Genomic DNA, 17,169 nt, shown 5'->3' with positions numbered 1-17,169 from the left:
CTTATCTATTGGTTTTCATCGTTTCATCTCTAAACACTTCCCTGCCGCCTACGACGGTCATCGCCGCACGGCCCTGTACTTCCCAGCCCGCGAACGGGGTCGCCCGGCCCATCGAAAAGAACGTCGCAGGGTCGACCCTGTACCGTGCATCGAGATCCAGCACCGTAAAGTCGGCCTCTTCGCCGACATGCAGCCCGCCGCCCAGGCCGAATATCCGGCGGGGATTGACAGCCATCAGCGCGATCAGCTTTTCGAGCGTGATAATGCCCGGCAACACCATATATTTATATAACAGCGGGAAAGCACACTCCAACCCCACGACCCCCATGGCGCTTGCGGCCAAGCCGCGCGACTTCTCCGCGGCGGTATGGGGCGCATGATCCGTGGCGATCACCTCGATCGTGCCGTCCGTGATCCCCGCAAGCAGGGCATCGCGGTCAGCGCGGCTGCGCAGCGGCGGGTTCATCTTGAAGCGCCCGTCCTCCTGCAGATCCTCGTCGCAGAGCAGCAGGTAGTGCGGGGCCGTCTCGCAACTCACGCGCAAGCCCCTGGCCTTGGCGCGACGTACCAGTTCGACGCTCTCACGGGTCGACACATGGCAGACATGGTACTGGCAGCCGGTCTTTTCCGCGAGCGCGATGTCACGTTCCACCTGCCGCCACTCGCTTTCCGAACAGATGCCCTTATGCCCGTGCGCACGGCAGTACTCCCCGTCGTGGATATAGCCGCCCCGCAGCAGGTCATCGACCTCGCAGTGCGCCACGATCGGCTTCCCGACCTGCGCAGCACGGCGCATCGCCTCTTCCATCAGGCCGTCCGACTGCACGCCGCGGCCATCGTCCGAAAAGCCGACGACCTCGGGCGCCAGCGCCGCGAAATCGACCAGACGGCCGCAGCCGCGCTGCCCCATCGTGATGCAGCCGTAGGGGACTACGCGCACGACGGCATCGCGGCGGATGATGTCGGTCTGCGCACGGAGCGCCTGCGTAGTATCGGGCGCAGGGTTCAGGTTCGGCATCGAACATACCGTCGTATAGCCTCCGCGGGCCGCGGCCGCCGTACCCGTCGCAATGGTCTCCTTCTGCGAAAACCCCGGTTCGCGCAAGTGGACATGCACGTCGACAAGCCCCGGCACCACGTGGCGCCCTCCGAGGTCTACGACCCGGTCGGCAACGCCCCCGGCGGGCACGACACACCCCCCGTCGACGGCAAACTCCCCGGCCGCAAAACGACCGCCGTCATAAACTACGGCATTGGTATAAAGCGTTTTCATCTGCGTAAGCGTAAAAAAATAGGGCAACTGAAACAGTTACCCTAATAAAACAAAATCGCCGAAAACCGGAGGAAATACGTCGCCCGACCAATAGTCTTGCTGCCAGGAAGCCTGCGCCGACAATATGCTGGGTTTACAATTCATAGGTTCTCGGGATCACTATAATTGTGCACAAAGGTAGGGCTTTTTTGCCGGGCATGCAAAATTTAGCCGGAAAATTTTCAACAAATAATCCACACCGATCCCCGCCGCCGGAAACGCCAACCGCCCCGTAACGGCTCTGTAATCCGGAATAAGCTTCCCTCCCCGGGTAGCGTTATCTGACGATAATCAGGTCGACGCCCGCCTCTTCGACGATGGTGACCATCTGTTCAGGAATCCCGTCGTCCGTGATGATCACGTCGATATCCTCCAACGCACAGATGCGTCCGAAGCCGCGCTGCCCGAATTTCGACGAGTCGGCCAGCACGATATTCTGCGACGAGGCCTTCATCATCTTGCGCGTGAGTTTCGCCTCGTCGAGCGTCGAGGTGGTGATGCCGTGTTCGAGGTCGATGCCGTCCACCCCGAAAAAGAGTTTCGAGCAGATGCAGTCGTCCAGCGACCGCGAGGCCTCCTCGCCCAGCACCGAAAGCGACTTCTTGTGCACCGTACCGCCCAGCTGCACGACATTGACATTCTCCGCCTCGTTGAGCAGCACGCCCAGCCGCAGGAACGGCGTGACGATGTTCAGATGGTGCCACTGGCGCATCTTGATCTCCTCGGCGAAAGAATAGATCGTAGACCCCGATGCGATGATGATCGAATCGTTATCATCCAACAACTCCACGGCGCGCTGCGCGATGAGGCGCTTGGCATCGCGGTTGATATTGTCCTTGACATGCACGTCGAGGTCGGCGACATGGGGATTGGCGGGACGGGCGCTGCCGTGTACCTTGTAAAGCAGCCCTTTGCTCTCCAGGATTTTCACATCCTTGCGGATCGTTACCTTCGTAACCCCCAGCTCGTTCGCCACGTCGGTGATGCGCACGAAACCATATTTGTTCAGTTTGTCGAGGATATATTTGTGTCGTTCGGCAATGCTCAGCATATCTCTCTGTCTTTTTAGCAGTTATTGGAGCAAATATAGTTATTTTTTCGCTTTTATCAAAAAAAGTGTCCGAAACCGCGCTCCGGTTCGGACACTCCCGGATCGCAAGACCCGTATCATCATCTAAAATAGGAACATACTGTTTAATTCCGTTCCGGTTCGGCATCGTAACCGTCGGCACGCGCCCCCCACATCATCAGGAAGACCAGCATACCGACGATGGCTACGCCGATAATACCGACATAAGCCCAGTTCCAACCGTAATGCTGCGCCACGAAGCCCAGCCCCACGCCCGAAACGACCGTGCTGGCATAACCGAACAGGCCGGTAAGCCCGTTGGCCGTCGCAGCGGCCTTTTTCGTGGCCTGGTTCGCGGCTGCGATGCCGATCAGCGCCTGCGGGCCGTAGATGCAGAACCCGGCGGCACACAGCGTGAGGAAAAGCAACCACACGGGAGCATCGGCGGGCAGCTGCCAGAACAGGAACACGAACAGCGCAGCGCCGGCCATACAGAACACGCAGGTACGGTGCGCACGGCCCCTGAGCCATTTGTCCGTAGCCCAGCCGGCGAACAACATGCCGACGATACCGGCGATTTCGAACATCGCCACGAGCCACCCGGCATGCGACATGCTGACACCCTTCGACTGGCTCAGCAGCGAAGGCCCCCAGTCGAGCACCGAGAAACGGACGATATATACGAAGAAATTGGCGAAGCCCAGGATCCAGATCAGCGGGTTCCTGAACACATGCTTCATCAGGAAAGCGCGGTGCTCGGCACTCTTCGTCTCCTTTTTCACCTCCTTCACCTCGGTGCCTTCCAGTTCGGGAAGCCCGACCGAAGAGGGCGTATCGCGCAGGAAGACGACCAATCCGATCGCCCCGGCGAATGCGATGGCCGAAGGCACCCAGAAACACCATTTCCAGGCCCCAACATGCGTCGCCGAAGCCATGACGCGCTCCATCCCGGCAGCATCGTCGGGCGCAACGCCCAGATTGGCGGCGATCGTCGCCACGGCGTCGGGGTCGGCCGTCATGTTCATGCCCACGGTACCCATGATGTAACCGCAGAGGATCACCACGAGGCCCGCACCGATCGAATGCGAGGTATTCCACACAGACATCTTGGTCGCCAGCTCCGTAGGCGGAATCCAGTGGGTCAGCAGACGCGCACAGGGAGGGAATCCCGTCCCCTGCAACATGCCGTTTATCACCCACATGATCCCCATGAAGAGGATCATCGTATTGGTGAACTGCGAACCGTCGTGCTGCCCCGTGATCCAGTAGGAGACATCCTCGCCGAATCCGAAGGCGAAGTTGGCCAGCGCACAGAGCGCGAGCCCGATGGCCATGTACCAGCGGGCGTTCATGCGGTCGGCCAGGATACCGTTCACGAAACGCGAAAGCCCGTAGACCACACCGTTCAGGGTCAGGAAAATACCCAGGCTGGTTTTCGAGATCCCCAGGTCGGCCTCCAGGCCGGGCATCGCCAGCGAGAAGTTTTTACGCACGAAGTAAAAGAGCGCATAACCCACCATCGTGGCGATGATGGTACGCGTCTGCCAATACTTGAAGCGTTTGGTTTGTTCAGGAGTCATTTCGGAATGAAAGTTTAGTAGTTTCAGTTTGCAAATATACTACTTTATTTCCCAAATTCCGCCTTTCCCGAAAAGTTTATCGAGCCATTGTTCCATCCAACCGCAACGGAAAGCGACGTCGATGACCGTGAAACGACTGCGCATGTAAGGTATTTTTTCGAAACTTGCCCGGAACCTGGCACGTGAGACGCCGATCTGCTCGGGTTCGTAGGGCGCACCGACCAGCTCGAGGCGGCGGCGGACTTCCCCGAACGGGATGATCTGCCGGCGGATACGCACGCTCAGCTCGGGCCATGCTTTCTTCAGGCGCTGCAACTGCCTGCACAACCCCTCCTTATCGACGTATTTACCCTTGGTCTCCACCAACCCGCGGGCCACGAATTCGGGGTCGTTATCGAAGATCCGGCGAATGTCCGCCTCGGTCTCCTCCCATGATTTCCAGGCTGCGACGCACTTTTCGACGTCGAGTTCCCCGACCGGAGCTTCGAGCAGCATTTCGAGGAATGCCGTCGACGCAAGCGTACCTATGCCCACCTTGAACCCGTGCGAAACGGATGCCCCGTTGTATTTGAGGTGTTCCATGTCCCACAGGTGGCTGAACTGGTGTTCGGCTCCCGACGCGGGTCGGCTCGACTGGGTTGCCTGCATCGCAAAACCGCTCAGCAGCAACCCTTCGGCCAGCTGTTCCACTTTGACGACATTCCCCGCATGTACGCCCGCCGGGTCGCAGAGCGCCTCTTTCAGGCCGTCCTGCACCACCGAGAATGCGAAGTCGTCCATCAACTCCGACCCCACGGCGTCGGCCAGCATCCAGTCGGCACCGGCCGGGATCTTGGCAATCAGGTCGGCATAGCCCGAGGCGGAGAGCTTCGCAGGCGCAGCCGCAGCGATGTTCGGGTCGAGCACCATCCCCAGCGGCGCCGGGCAATCGAAAGTCTGCTTGTTGCCATCCTTGGTGATCGAAGCCCCGTAGGCCGTATAACCGTCCATCGAAGCGGCCGTACCCACGACCATGTAACGGCGTCCGTTATGGCTGGAACAGAGTTTCGTCAGGTCGTTGATCACCCCCGAACCGACGGCTACGGGCACGGCATCGGTCTCGGCAAGCACGGTATCCAGCTCCCCGACATACGCCCATTCGGCATAGAGCTTCGGGTCGGTAAAGACATATGGTTCATCCTGCGCGACACCCGCTCCGGCCAGTATCTTATGCACGTCATCGCCGGCCACGCGCCATGTATTGGCATCGGCCACAACAAGCGCCCGCTTATCCGGGAAAAGTTTTCTGAACATTTCCGCAACCTGCGGAAGGGTATCGGTTCCGATCACCAACGCCTTGGTGTCGGTCGTGCGCGACAGGGCACTTTCTACTTTATTCATAGTACGAAATTAATTTATTACCATCCGGAAAAGGGGATAAGCCATCCTAAAGCAAAATAAAGACGCAAGAATTTTCCCTTTCATGCCTCAAAGTTAACATATTTTACTTTATTATGCAATATAAGAAAACAAAATACCAACAAATAGCTATCTTTTTCTTTTCTTTTTAATCTCCAATGTCGATAAAAACCAGGGACTGCAGACACCCGCAGCCCCCGGTTCACCATATCCACCAAAACTAATTAACCTTCTTAACTTTCAGATTATCCAGCCACATACGATGGTTTTCACCATCTTTATCAAGAGCCGAATAGATTTTAATGCGCGTATCGGCCGTAACGCCGGTGATCTTCACTTTGTGATTCGTATAGCGGTACGTATCCTTCAGTCCCTCCTCGATCATTTTATCCACAAGCACGTTACGTAAAGTCACCGTGGCACCGCCGTCACTGATAACAGCATCGGTCGAGGTCTCGCCCGTTACGCTCACGATCGTCGCTCCGGTCACCGTCACCCCGAAATACTCGGTAATATCGGTGTTCGAGGGCGCCATCATATCCCCCTTCGTACTGGGCTCATAATAGGGGCACGCATCGAATTCCAGCTCGATCTCCGTAGCACCGGACAACGAGGAAAGTTTCGGCAAAGTCAGCCATGCGGGATTCTTGCCGCCACCGAATTTCATATATCCGGCGGCAAGCCCGACATTGGAACTGTTAGCCTTCCAATCCGCACGATCCCACTCGGGCAGGTATGCACTGAAATAAGAGTCATTATCCTTCACGCCCTGGCAATAGATGGAGTTCGCATCGCCCGTCGTAATCAATATCTTATCCGGATCGGAAAAATCGGTCGTGCTGCCCAGGCTGAAGCCGTAGGCACCATAGAAGGGCTGACCGCCTCCGGGAAGATTCTCGAAGTCCTTATAGAGGAGGTATCCGGACTTGTCGGGAGCCGCGTCGGTCGTAACGGAAGCCGAAGCCCACTCGGAATCGAGAAGCGCCTCCTTATTCGCCGTCGACTTGCGGCGGAGCTCCAGTGTATAGGTCGCCCCGGGCGTCAGCCCGCCCCACACGAGCCGGTAATATTTATACTTCGTAAAATTGAATTTCGAGAAGTTCTCGATCGACCGGATCACATTCCCGCCGGCATCCTTCACCCGGAAATCATAGGTATCGGTCGACCCTACGGGCTGCTGCTCCAACGCTGCGGCGGACAGCTCCCACTCCAGCACGGCAAGGCCGTGTGTCTTCGCGTAAATCCGCGCAGTGGGAGCAATCATAGGCACGGGATCGGTGGTCACGAACTGAACCGCCACCACGTCCGAATCGAATTCATTCGCCACGGAGCCGTCGCCGACAAGCGCCTGAACCGAAACCGTATAATCCGTACCGGCCTTGAGCCCGGCAGCCGTATAGCTGGTGGCGCCGACGATCGTCGAGGCAACCTCCTGCCCATCGAACGTCGTTTTGACCACGACCCGGTAATTGGCGGCGCCGTTCACTTCGGCCCAGCTGATCTTGGCCCCCGAGGAGGTCACGTCGGCAGCCGCCAATTCTGTTGGCGTCGCTAATTTTTCAGCCGCGAAGCCCAAAGTCCCCACGACCTTCTGCGTCGGGTCGGAATTGAATTCCGCATTCCCGGCGTAAAGCGCCCTGACGGTAAAGATATAAAGGCCGGGTTCCAGATCGGCGAACTCGCAGTTCGAATCCTCTGTCTCGACGGTTTTCCTGAAGTCGGGACGCGTTTGCTGCGCCACGGAAGCCTCATAGGAGGTCGCCCCCTTCACGCCTTCCCACGCAAATGCGATGGAAGTCTTGGCGGGCGTATAGGTAATCTTTTCAAGCTCGGGGGCCGGCAGTTTCTCGGTCACCTCCGTCTTGTCGGCAGCCATAACGACGATATTGTCGATATTGATACGGTACCCCTTTTCGTTATAGGTCTGCGCCTCGATCTTGATGCGCGTCTTGTTGGTAGCGTCCTGAACGGTAAAGGTCAGCGTCTTCCATTTGCGGCCGGCAGCCGAAGTCTGTGCCGGGAGCACGGTATTGTTCACTTCGCCGTTGGTTACGACTCCGGCACCCTCGGCAGAAACGATGTAGGTACCCGTTTCGTTATCGAAACGCAGGAAGTCGATCGAAACCGACACGGTCTCGGGTGCCGCCGAAAGGCTTTCGAGCTCCGGCGTCATGATCCAGCCGCCATTGGCCGTAACCCCCAGCTTCACATAACCCGGGTGCTCATATACACGCAAGCCCGACCACTTTTCAACGCCGCGGTTGATGCGGTAGGTCTCGCCCATCGTGTTGAAAACGTCGCTCGTACCGTCGGATCCCGCCGAAATCACATCGGGTTCCGCAGGCTCCGTGCCATCGAACTCCTTGCCGGCGCCGTCCTTTCCGTTCGGGCCGGGGCCCTTCTTGTTGTTCGGGTAATCGCCGCCCCATTTGAACAGGTCGAAGCCCATGCCGAACACTTCGTTCGACGAACTTACGTTCCCCGAAACATCGCCCTGGAATTTCACGACCCCGTCGAGTTTGAAAGTCACATGGCACACCACCTCACCCAGCGTCACGGGCACACCGGTGATAGGCACCGAAATCGTACCGCTACCTTCGTGCTCGATCACAGACTGATAGGGGCTGCTGATGCCGAGCCCCTCGGCGGCAAGGCCGTCGAGCGTGGCTTCGATTTCCACCATCTCTTCGCCGAAAGCCTTGTCATAGGCGATTTCGAGCATTGCGGCGGATTCCGTATTGGACTTGAGCGTCCCCGAAATCACGGGGTCGTTCACCGAGAAATGACCGTCGGCCTGTGCGACCTCGATCTTGATCTCCTCACCGTTGGCCGGTTTCAGATAAATGTATCCCGTACGTTTGTCGCCGGGATTACGCTCGGCCGTAACGGTCACCCACTGGTAATCGCGTCCGTTACCGACACCATTGTCCGGAGAGACGGAGAACCAGTTGTTCACCGGAGCCCCGCTTCCGTCCGTACACTCGACACGCGCCGACCACGAACCGGCATAGCGTACCGAGATCTGGGTCGTGGCGCCTGAATTGTACGTCAGCTCGACGGCATCGGTATCCCGTTTGAGCGGAGCCACATCCGGATCGTCGGAGCAAGCCGCCAGACAGAGGGCCGACACGAAGAGCATCGTCTTTATCCAATTTTTCATAAGTTTCATAACATTTTGATTAGAGTAATAACTATTACCGAAAATAGCAAAGCGGATACGCCTCGGGGCGCGTCCTTACTCTCAAGAGATATGTCGGAACAACTTGCAGGACAAACATAAGCACATTTTTTCTTTTTTGCAAATTTTCGCACCTTAAAAACACTATTGCAACACAAATTGTTTCCTTTAGTGATTATTTAAATAGTTTTTAACACGCATGAAACATCAATAAACGAGCTTTGCCACACAAAAGACAATAATAAGACAACACGAATCAAGACTAACAAAATACAAACACTAACAATTGATTTTAAGGTATTTACAATATATAAATATAAAAACACCCCAAACCTACATAATTTTTACTATTCTTTTTGCAAAGTTTTTAAACCAAATAGTTGCACGAAAGAAAATAAAAACATATATTTGAAAGCAAAATTAGAAGAACCTTATTTATTAAATAATTAAAACACACAAACCTGACACACGCGAAAACCTAACTACTTTTTTTCACACTCTCCAGCAGAAGTTATATCGGGAATGACTTGCAACCAGCCGAAATCCCCGGAAAAACCCGGCCTTATATAATAATAGGTATGGGATCCGGCAACGAACCGATTGATAACTTAAACTGATGTAAAATGAAACAATGTTACACGCTGACCGGACTTGACGTACTGGGCAAAATACGCTCGTACATCAGGCTCCTGACGGTTATTCTTTTATATGTGACATTTGCGCTCCCGGCCTCGGCACAAGGGGGGGGGAAGGCCGTCTCGGGTATCGTTAAAGACGACACGGGAAATCCACTCATAGGTGTCACCGTCACCGTCCCCGGTACCACGAAAGGCACGACTACCGATGCCAACGGTACATACACGATCAATGCTGACAATTCAGAGAGCCTGAATTTCAGCTATGTGGGCTACAAACCCCAGACAATCCACGTCAACAACCAATCCACCATCGACGTCACCATGAGCGAAGACAACACCAGCCTCGAAGAGGTCGTCGTCGTCGGCTACGGCGTACAGAAGCGCCGCGACATCGTAGGCGCCGTCGAAACCCTTTCGACAAAGGGGCTCGAAGAGCGCATGGGTTCGTCGATGAGCATTTCGCGCTCGTTGCAGGGCGCCATCCCCGGCCTTACGATGACCTTTTCCGACGGTAAGCCCAACCGCGGCGCGACGGTGCGCATCCGCGGCGCGGAGAACTCGATCGGTTCAGGCGGTTCGGCCCTGGTGATGGTCGACGGCGTCGAAACCGACATGTCGACCGTGAACCCGGACGACATCGAGTCGATCACGGTGCTCAAGGACGCCTCTTCGACCGCCGTATACGGCGCCCGCGGCACCTTCGGCGTGATCCTCCTTACCACCAAAAAGCCTCAGAAAGGCAGCGCCAAGGTGACTTACAACGGCACCTTTACCTTCTACAAGCGCGCCACCAAACCCGAGATGGTCACCAACGGCTACGATTATACCACCTCGTTCCTGGAATCCTACGTCAACGCATTCGGCAAGGATCCCTCGAACATCAACAACGTATTCAAATTCTCGCGCACCTGGTACAACGAACTGGCACGCCGCAACAGCGACCCCTCGTATGAGAAATGGCGCGTCAACAACCGCAACGTCTACGAATACTTCGGCAACACCAACTGGTACGACGTATTCTACAAGGACTATACGACCGGACACCAGCACAACATCAGCGTGACAGGCGGCGGTGACGTGGCATCGTACTACGTCTCGGGCCGTATGTTCGAGCAGGACGGCATCTACAACGCCGGCGACGAGAAATACCAGCAGTTCAACGTCAAAGCCAAAGGCATCGTCAACGTAAAGCCGTGGCTGCGCGTGGAGAACACCACCGACTTCATGTACCGCTATTCGCACCAGCCGACGAGCCACACGGGCATCTCCACAACGCCGATGACGGTATCGCGCATGCTCAACCACCAGGCTTACCCCGTAGCCCTGGTCACCAATCCCGACGGCACGTGGACGGAAGCGGCCGTATACACGGGCTGGGCAGGCTTCGTCGAGGGCAACTCGTGGCGTAAAGACCGCAAGTTCGACATGAACAACCGCACGGCGGTCACGATCGACCTGTTGAAGGACGTGCTGGTCGCCGCCGCCGACGTGAGCTTCTATTTCAACCAGACCGACCGCCGGCAGGCCGTGAACAGCTACACCTACTACACGGGGCCCGACAGTTCGGGCGAACGCCCCTCGGGCTCGCTCTACGAAGAGCGCTCCTACAACCGTCAGAAAGTCGCTTCGAGCGCCACGCTGACCTACACGCCCCGCCTGGGCGACAACCACTCGCTGAGTATCATGGGCGGTTGGAACATCGAAGATTATACCTACAAGAGCAACCTGATGAGCCGCGAAGGCATCATCATCCCCGGCAAGCCCAATTTCAGCCTGCTGGAAGGCGAAGCGATGACCCTGAAGGACAACGGCAGCTACGACTGGGGACTGGTCGGCGCATTCTACCGCGTAAGCTACTCGTACAAAGGGAAATACCTATTGGAAGCCAGCGGCCGTTACGACGGCAACTCCAAGTTCCCGTCCAACCAGCGTTGGGGATTCTTCCCCTCGGGTTCGGTGGGATGGCGCATCTCGGAAGAGAACTTCATGAAAAACGCCAACTGGCTCGACAACCTGAAGATCCGCGCATCGGTCGGTTCAGCGGGCAACGGCCTCATCAGCGATGCCTACGCCTACCTCTCCACGATGTCGATCGCACAGTCGAGCCTGCTGAACAACGGTTCGGTGTTCAACTACACGCAGGCACCCTCCCCGATTCCCAAGAGCCTGACATGGGAAAAGGCCACGACCTATGACCTCGGCCTGGATTTCGAGGCATTCAACGGCCGCCTGAACTTCTCGGCCGACATCTACCGCAAGAAAACAACCGACATGTATGTGGTGGGCGAAGAGCTGCCTGCCGTATTCGGCAACAGCGCCCCCAAGGGCAACTACGCCGACATGCGCACCGATGGCTGGGAGGCCAGCCTCTCGTGGCGCGACAGCCACAAGGTTGCGGGCAAGACCCTGAGCTACAATATTAAAGTCGCCGTATGGGACAACACCAGCAAGATCACCCGCTATACGGCCAAAACTGGCACGCTCCCGACCAACTACTCGATCAACTATTACGAGGGGATGACCCTCGGCGAAATGTGGGGCTACAAGTGCGACGGGCTGTTCCAGAGCGACGAAGAGGCGCAGACATGGGCCAACTATTCGAAGTTCACCAACCGTTCGGCGACCTGGCAGGCCGGCGACCCGCGCTACCTCGACCTGAACGGCGACGGATACGTCAACAACGGCAACAACACGATCTACGACCACGGCGACCTGGTGAAGATCGGCAACACCACGCCCCGCTACAGTTACAGCATCCAGGGCGGCGTGCGCTGGAACGGCATCGGCATCAGCATGATGTGGCAGGGCGTCGGCAAACGCGACTGGTATCCGGCCAAGGAGTCGGGTTATTTCTGGGGACAGTACGGCCGCCCGTACAGCATGGCACTCCCGTGGCATAACAGCGACCGCTGGTCACCGACCAACCGCGGCGCCTACTGGCCGCGCCTGGTCGGCTACTCGGCCAGCGACTCGGGCCTGATCCTCGCGCAGCCCAACACGCGCTACGTGCAGGACGCTTCGTACATCCGCCTGAAGAACCTCACCATCGACTACAACTTCCCCAAGGAGCTGGTCAACAAGATCGGCCTCCAGGCACTCAAGATCTATGTGTCGGGCGAGAACCTCCTGACCTTCTCACCGCTCAAGAAGTACGCGAAAAACTACGACCCGGAAGGTATCTACGCCGGCGATGCGGACTACGGAACCAACAAGTTCGGTAGCGACAACTTCGGCGACGGCGACGGTTATCCCGTCATGAAATCGTACACGATCGGTTTGAGCATAACTTTCTAAATTACGGACGACAATGAAAAAGATAACAATATATTTACTTTCGGCCTGTTTCCTGCTCACGTCCTGCGAGGATTTCCTTAACAGGGATCCCGACGCCAAGGTCGGATCCGGGGATTACTTCACGGACGAAGGCTCTCTGCTGACCTATATCAACGGGTTCATCCAGAAATACACCCCCAGCGCAGCAGACCTGGGTTACGGCGACGGATACTCGGACATCATGGCTACCGAAAAGTCGTTCACGTTCCTGACCAACGCTTCGTGGACACCCGACCTGCAGAGCGGCTGGTCGATCAGTAACTGGACACCGATCTACAACATCAACTATTTCCTGGTGCACATGCGCGAGGCGAAGGGGCTCTCCGAAGCTACCTACAACCACTACGAAGGCACAGCCCGTTTCTGGCGCGCATGGCAGTATTTCGAGAAGGTCAAGACCTTCGGTGCCGTACCCTGGTACGACGAACCGATCGACCCCGAAGACATGGTGGCGCTCTACAAACCGCGCGACAGCCGTGAATACGTCATGGAGCGCGTGCTCGAAGACCTGAACTTCGCCTGCGAGCACTGCTACACGTCGTCGGACTGGATCAACTGCGCCCGCATCAACCGGTACATCGCCCTGGCTTACAAGGCCCGCGTGTGCCTGTTCGAAGGTACCTACCGCAAATACCATTCGGTAGACCCGTCGACGGGCAAGGCATGGGAAGACAAGCAGGCTTCGGCGAAATTCCTGCGCGAATGCACCGAGGCCTGCGAGGAACTGATGGCAGCCGGCGTATACAGCATCGTGAACAACCCTGCCAAGGTCAAGACCCAGTACCGGGAGCTCTTCACACAGGAGGCCGTCAACACGACCGAAGTGATCTGGGCTCGCCAGATGAGCGTCGGCATGACCACGTTCCACGACCTTACGTGGCGTTACACGTCGGGCAGCTACGGACAGCGCTGGTCGCTCGACCAGGATTTCGTGAAGACCTACCTCAACCTGGACGGCTCGCGCCACACGACCACCGGCGAGGAGTTCACGACCGAAATCGAAAACCGCGACTACCGGCTCTCGCAGAGCATCATCACGCCGGGCTACACGAAGCTGGTGGGCGGCATCTCGACCGCAACACCCCCCGATTTCACGGTGACGCTGACCGGCTACCAGGTCATCAAGTTCAACATCGACGACAAGGCATACGAGTCGGCATCGGTTTCCTACAACTCGCTGCCCATCATGCGTTACGCCGAGGTGCTGCTCAACTACGCCGAGGCGAAGGCCGAACTGGGCGAATTCAGCGACGACATTTGGAACAAGACCATCAAGCCGCTGCGTGAGCGCGCAGGCGTCGACGGCAAGCGCCCGACATCGGCAGACCCCTATCTGCAACAGTACTATGGGCTGAGCGACAGCGACCTGCTCGAAATCCGCCGCGAGCGTGCCATCGAGTTGCTGCTGGAAGGGTTCCGTTACGACGACCTGATGCGCTGGCATGCGGGCGAACTGCTGAACAAGCAGTGGTACGGCATCTACATCCCGGCCATGGACACTTCCTACGACCTCAACGGCGACGGCATCAACGACGTCTGCGTGACTTCGGGCGAAGCCGGCAACGAACCCGGTGTAACGTACATCATACTCGACAACAGCAAATACTCGCTGGAGAACGGCACGACCGGACGCCTGCTCTATACCGTGGGCCGCAACTTCGAGGAAAAGCGCTACCTGCGCCCCATCCCCAAGACGGCACTGAACATCAACCCCGACCTGGGACAAAACTATTACTGGAGATAAACAGGGAGGAAACGTGCCCCGGAGCGATATTTTCCCGGGGCGCGCATCCCGACACAAACCTTAATTCAGCATACAATGAAACGATACATATTTATCATCGCCGCGCTCACTGCCCTGATCTTTTCCGGGTGTTCGAATGACGACGACCGCCCGGTAAAGACCCCCATAGATCCGCTGACCGACATCTACGGCGTGGTGACCGACAACCAGGGGAACCGACTTCAGGGAATCGTCGTAAGCGACGGATACACCTGCACAGCCACCGACGAGAACGGCGTATACCAGCTTACGGCCGGGGAATTCTCCTATCATGTGTACCTTTCGATCCCCGCGGCATACGAGGTACCCGTGTCCGAAGGGCTGCCCTGCTTCTGGCAGAAACTGACCGAAGGGCGCAAGCGCTACGACTTCACGCTGACCCCGCTGGCCGGAGGTGCCGAAAACGAGTTCAACCTCTTCTGCGTGGCCGACCCCCAGTGCCAGAACACGACCAACATCGCACGTTTCAACAACGAGACGGTGCCCGACATCGCCGCACAGGTCGCAGCCTCGGCGCTGCCCTCGTACGGCATCACGCTGGGCGACATAGGGTGGAACACCGAGAATACGGACTACACGAACGACGTATTCCCGCTGATGAAAAAGGCCATGCAGACGGACAAGGTCGGGCTGCCGCTCTTCCAGGTGATGGGCAACCACGATAACAAGGTGATCGCCGTCAGCAAGGATAACTACACCGTCGCACACGACATCGCCGCACAGCGGAATTTCGAATACATCTTCGGCCCCGTGAACTATTCGTTCGACCGCGGCAACGTGCACATCATCGCCATGGACAACATCATTTTCCCGAGCCACAAGGATTATTCGCTCGGATTCCGCGACGACCAGGTCGAATGGCTCCGACAGGATCTGAGTTATGTTTCGAAAGACAAAATGGTGATCCTCTGCGTACACATTCCCATGCGCGCCAGCGGCAACCAGAACGTACAAGCGGTATTCGAACTGCTCAAGCCGTTCGCCGAGGTGCACGTCATGTCGGGGCACACGCACTACGCCGAGAACAACGTCTACGACAGCCACTACGAACACGTGCATGGCGCGGCCTGCGGCGCATGGTGGAACTCCACGATCAACGTCGACGGCACGCCCAACGGCTACGCCATCTACAACATCAAGGGCGCCACGATTACCGACTGGGTATACAAGGGCACGGGGCTCGATGCCCAGCAGCAGATACGGCTCTACCGCGCCAACGACATCTTCATGCGTGATTACTCGAAAAACTACCAGTTCTATTACAAGGGCGACGACCAGATCGTAGCCAATGTCTGGAACGCCGACAAGGACTGGAAAATCGAAGTATACGAGAATGGCATAAAAACAGGGGAAATGACGCATTTCGACTACACAGGCAATGAAAAGGACAAGTCCTGGGATGCCTGGGCACTGGGTTACCACATCGGCGTAGTAGGCAAGGCCGAACTGGACAGCAATAAGAAACCCACGAGCTACTACCAGCGCAACGTCCGCCACCTGTACTACTACACGCTTCAGTCACCGACAGCGTCGGTCGAAGTGCGTGCCACAGATCGGTTCGGCACGACCTTCACGCAAACGAAATTCACCACGGGCCTTGCCGAGGATTTCCCGGTCGGCGAGTAGGTTATTACGGAAAAATTCGTAACTTTGTGAATTGCGATTCAAAAGCAAAAACAAAATGAAACGACTGATCTCGATACTCGTCGCCCTATCGGCCTGGGGCATTGCCATCGGACAGCCCTCGGTACGCATTGCCCACGGGCCCTACCTGCAACAGGTCACCGACGACGGTTTCACCGTCGTGTGGACGACGACCATCAATGCCGCATCGTGGGTCGAAGTCGCTCCTGACGACGGATCGCATTTCTACGCCGCCGAGCGGCCGAAATATTACGATTCGCACATCGGCAAACGCCGCATAGGCCGCCTGCACCGCGTACGCGTGGAGGGGCTGGCTCCGGGGACGACCTACCGTTACCGCATCATGCAGCAGGGCGTGCTCTGCGACGAAGGCAACAAGCGGGTAGTCCTGGGCGAAGGTTACGGGAGCGACATCCTCAAACACAAGCCCTATACGGCCACTACGCTCGACGAAAAGAAGGATCAAACCGAATTCTGGGTTGTGAACGACATTCACGCCCAGGATTCGATCTTCCGGTTGCTGCTGGAAGGTGCCGAAAAGGCCAAACCCGATTTCGTCTGCTTCAACGGCGACATGCTCACTTCGATGGAGTCGGAGAAGCAGCTTTTCGAGGGGTATCTCAATTCGGCCGCCGAATTGCTGACGCCCGCGGGAATCCCGATCTTCGCCACGCGCGGCAACCACGAGAACCGCGGCTCTTTCTCCCCGAGTTTCCTCGACTACTTCCCGACCTCCACGGGCGAGGTATACTACACGTTCCGGCAGGGGCCGGCCTATTTCGTCGTGCTGGACTGCGGCGAGGACAAACCCGACAGCGACATCCGCTATTACGGGTTGTCGACCACCGACGCCTACCGCGAACAGGAAGCCCGCTGGCTGAAGGGCGTGGTCGAAAGCGAGGAATACCGCGCGGCACCCCTGCACATCGTCGTGCTGCACATGATCCCGGGCGGGAAAAGCAGCTGGCACGGCGAACAGGAGATCCGCAGATTGTTCGTACCGATCCTCAACGAAGCTTCGGTCGACATCATGCTATGCGGGCACTACCACCGCTACCAGTGGATAGACGACGGGAGCCGGGGCACGAACTTCCCGATCCTCGTAAATTCGAACCGGGACAAGCTCGTGGTGAAGGCCGACCGCAGGGGAATCGACATCGACGTCGTGAACACGGGCGGCGAGGTCATCAAACGCCACCGGATCGACAAGTAACCGCCTGAAAGGAAACAGAAC

General features: G+C 57.2%; 9 protein-coding genes. 4 read left to right on the top strand and 5 right to left on the bottom strand.

Features of this window, described 5'->3' with window-relative positions:
- Position 1: 1 nt before the first annotated feature.
- The 5 genes from B3C38_RS04815 to B3C38_RS04795 form a co-directional block, all read right to left on the bottom strand.
- On the bottom strand, positions 2 to 1,273 hold the full coding sequence (locus tag B3C38_RS04815) for a dihydroorotase (protein ID WP_286725876.1): 1,272 nt from the start codon (positions 1,271 to 1,273) through the stop codon (positions 2 to 4).
- Between the two features lie 316 nt (positions 1,274 to 1,589).
- Positions 1,590 to 2,363 (bottom strand): DeoR/GlpR family DNA-binding transcription regulator, encoded by a 774-nt coding sequence (locus B3C38_RS04810; protein WP_022332510.1) that lies wholly within the window; start codon positions 2,361 to 2,363, stop codon positions 1,590 to 1,592.
- A 143-nt stretch (positions 2,364 to 2,506) separates the two neighbouring features.
- On the bottom strand, positions 2,507 to 3,961 hold the full coding sequence (locus tag B3C38_RS04805) for an MFS transporter (RefSeq protein WP_022332511.1): 1,455 nt from the start codon (positions 3,959 to 3,961) through the stop codon (positions 2,507 to 2,509).
- Positions 3,962 to 4,000: 39 nt separating this feature from the next.
- Positions 4,001 to 5,341: a sn-glycerol-1-phosphate dehydrogenase gene (locus tag B3C38_RS04800; protein WP_022332512.1), complete on the bottom strand. Its 1,341-nt coding sequence runs from the start codon at positions 5,339 to 5,341 to the stop codon at positions 4,001 to 4,003.
- Positions 5,342 to 5,579: 238 nt separating this feature from the next.
- Entirely contained in the window at positions 5,580 to 8,519 is a 2,940-nt protein-coding gene (locus tag B3C38_RS04795; protein ID WP_286725869.1) for a fibronectin type III domain-containing protein, read from the bottom strand.
- 641 nt (positions 8,520 to 9,160) lie between these two features.
- On the opposite strand from B3C38_RS04795, the gene B3C38_RS04790 reads away from it, so the two are divergent.
- From B3C38_RS04790 to B3C38_RS04775, 4 genes are all read left to right on the top strand, one after another.
- Positions 9,161 to 12,469 (top strand): SusC/RagA family TonB-linked outer membrane protein, encoded by a 3,309-nt coding sequence (locus B3C38_RS04790; RefSeq protein ID WP_022332514.1) that lies wholly within the window; start codon positions 9,161 to 9,163, stop codon positions 12,467 to 12,469.
- Positions 12,470 to 12,482: 13 nt separating this feature from the next.
- Entirely contained in the window at positions 12,483 to 14,252 is a 1,770-nt protein-coding gene (locus B3C38_RS04785) for a RagB/SusD family nutrient uptake outer membrane protein (RefSeq protein ID WP_286725865.1), read from the top strand.
- 75 nt (positions 14,253 to 14,327) lie between these two features.
- Entirely contained in the window at positions 14,328 to 15,917 is a 1,590-nt protein-coding gene (locus tag B3C38_RS04780; protein ID WP_022332516.1) for a calcineurin-like phosphoesterase C-terminal domain-containing protein, read from the top strand.
- Between the two features lie 55 nt (positions 15,918 to 15,972).
- Positions 15,973 to 17,148 (top strand): FN3 domain-containing metallophosphoesterase family protein, encoded by a 1,176-nt coding sequence (locus tag B3C38_RS04775; RefSeq protein WP_022332517.1) that lies wholly within the window; start codon positions 15,973 to 15,975, stop codon positions 17,146 to 17,148.
- Positions 17,149 to 17,169: the final 21 nt, after the last annotated feature.

It is taken from the genome of Alistipes sp. UBA1686, assembly GCF_002320215.1.
Taxonomy (GTDB): domain Bacteria; phylum Bacteroidota; class Bacteroidia; order Bacteroidales; family Rikenellaceae; genus Alistipes; species Alistipes onderdonkii.
The sequence above is the reverse complement of the archived record's forward strand: the minus strand, read 5'-3'. Positions and strand labels throughout refer to the sequence as shown.

What these genes read in the sequence shown, in the direction of transcription:
- B3C38_RS04775 (WP_022332517.1), top strand. Translation starts at nt 15,973, where the DNA reads ATGAAACGACTGATCTCGATACTCGTCGCCCTATCGGCCTGGGGCATT.
- B3C38_RS04810 (WP_022332510.1), bottom strand. Translation starts at nt 2,363, where the DNA reads ATGCTGAGCATTGCCGAACGACACAAATATATCCTCGACAAACTGAAC.
- B3C38_RS04805 (WP_022332511.1), bottom strand. Translation starts at nt 3,961, where the DNA reads ATGACTCCTGAACAAACCAAACGCTTCAAGTATTGGCAGACGCGTACC.
- B3C38_RS04815 (WP_286725876.1), bottom strand. Translation starts at nt 1,273, where the DNA reads ATGAAAACGCTTTATACCAATGCCGTAGTTTATGACGGCGGTCGTTTT.
- B3C38_RS04800 (WP_022332512.1), bottom strand. Translation starts at nt 5,341, where the DNA reads ATGAATAAAGTAGAAAGTGCCCTGTCGCGCACGACCGACACCAAGGCG.
- B3C38_RS04785 (WP_286725865.1), top strand. Translation starts at nt 12,483, where the DNA reads ATGAAAAAGATAACAATATATTTACTTTCGGCCTGTTTCCTGCTCACG.
- B3C38_RS04795 (WP_286725869.1), bottom strand. Translation starts at nt 8,519, where the DNA reads ATGAAAAATTGGATAAAGACGATGCTCTTCGTGTCGGCCCTCTGTCTG.
- B3C38_RS04790 (WP_022332514.1), top strand. Translation starts at nt 9,161, where the DNA reads ATGAAACAATGTTACACGCTGACCGGACTTGACGTACTGGGCAAAATA.
- B3C38_RS04780 (WP_022332516.1), top strand. Translation starts at nt 14,328, where the DNA reads ATGAAACGATACATATTTATCATCGCCGCGCTCACTGCCCTGATCTTT.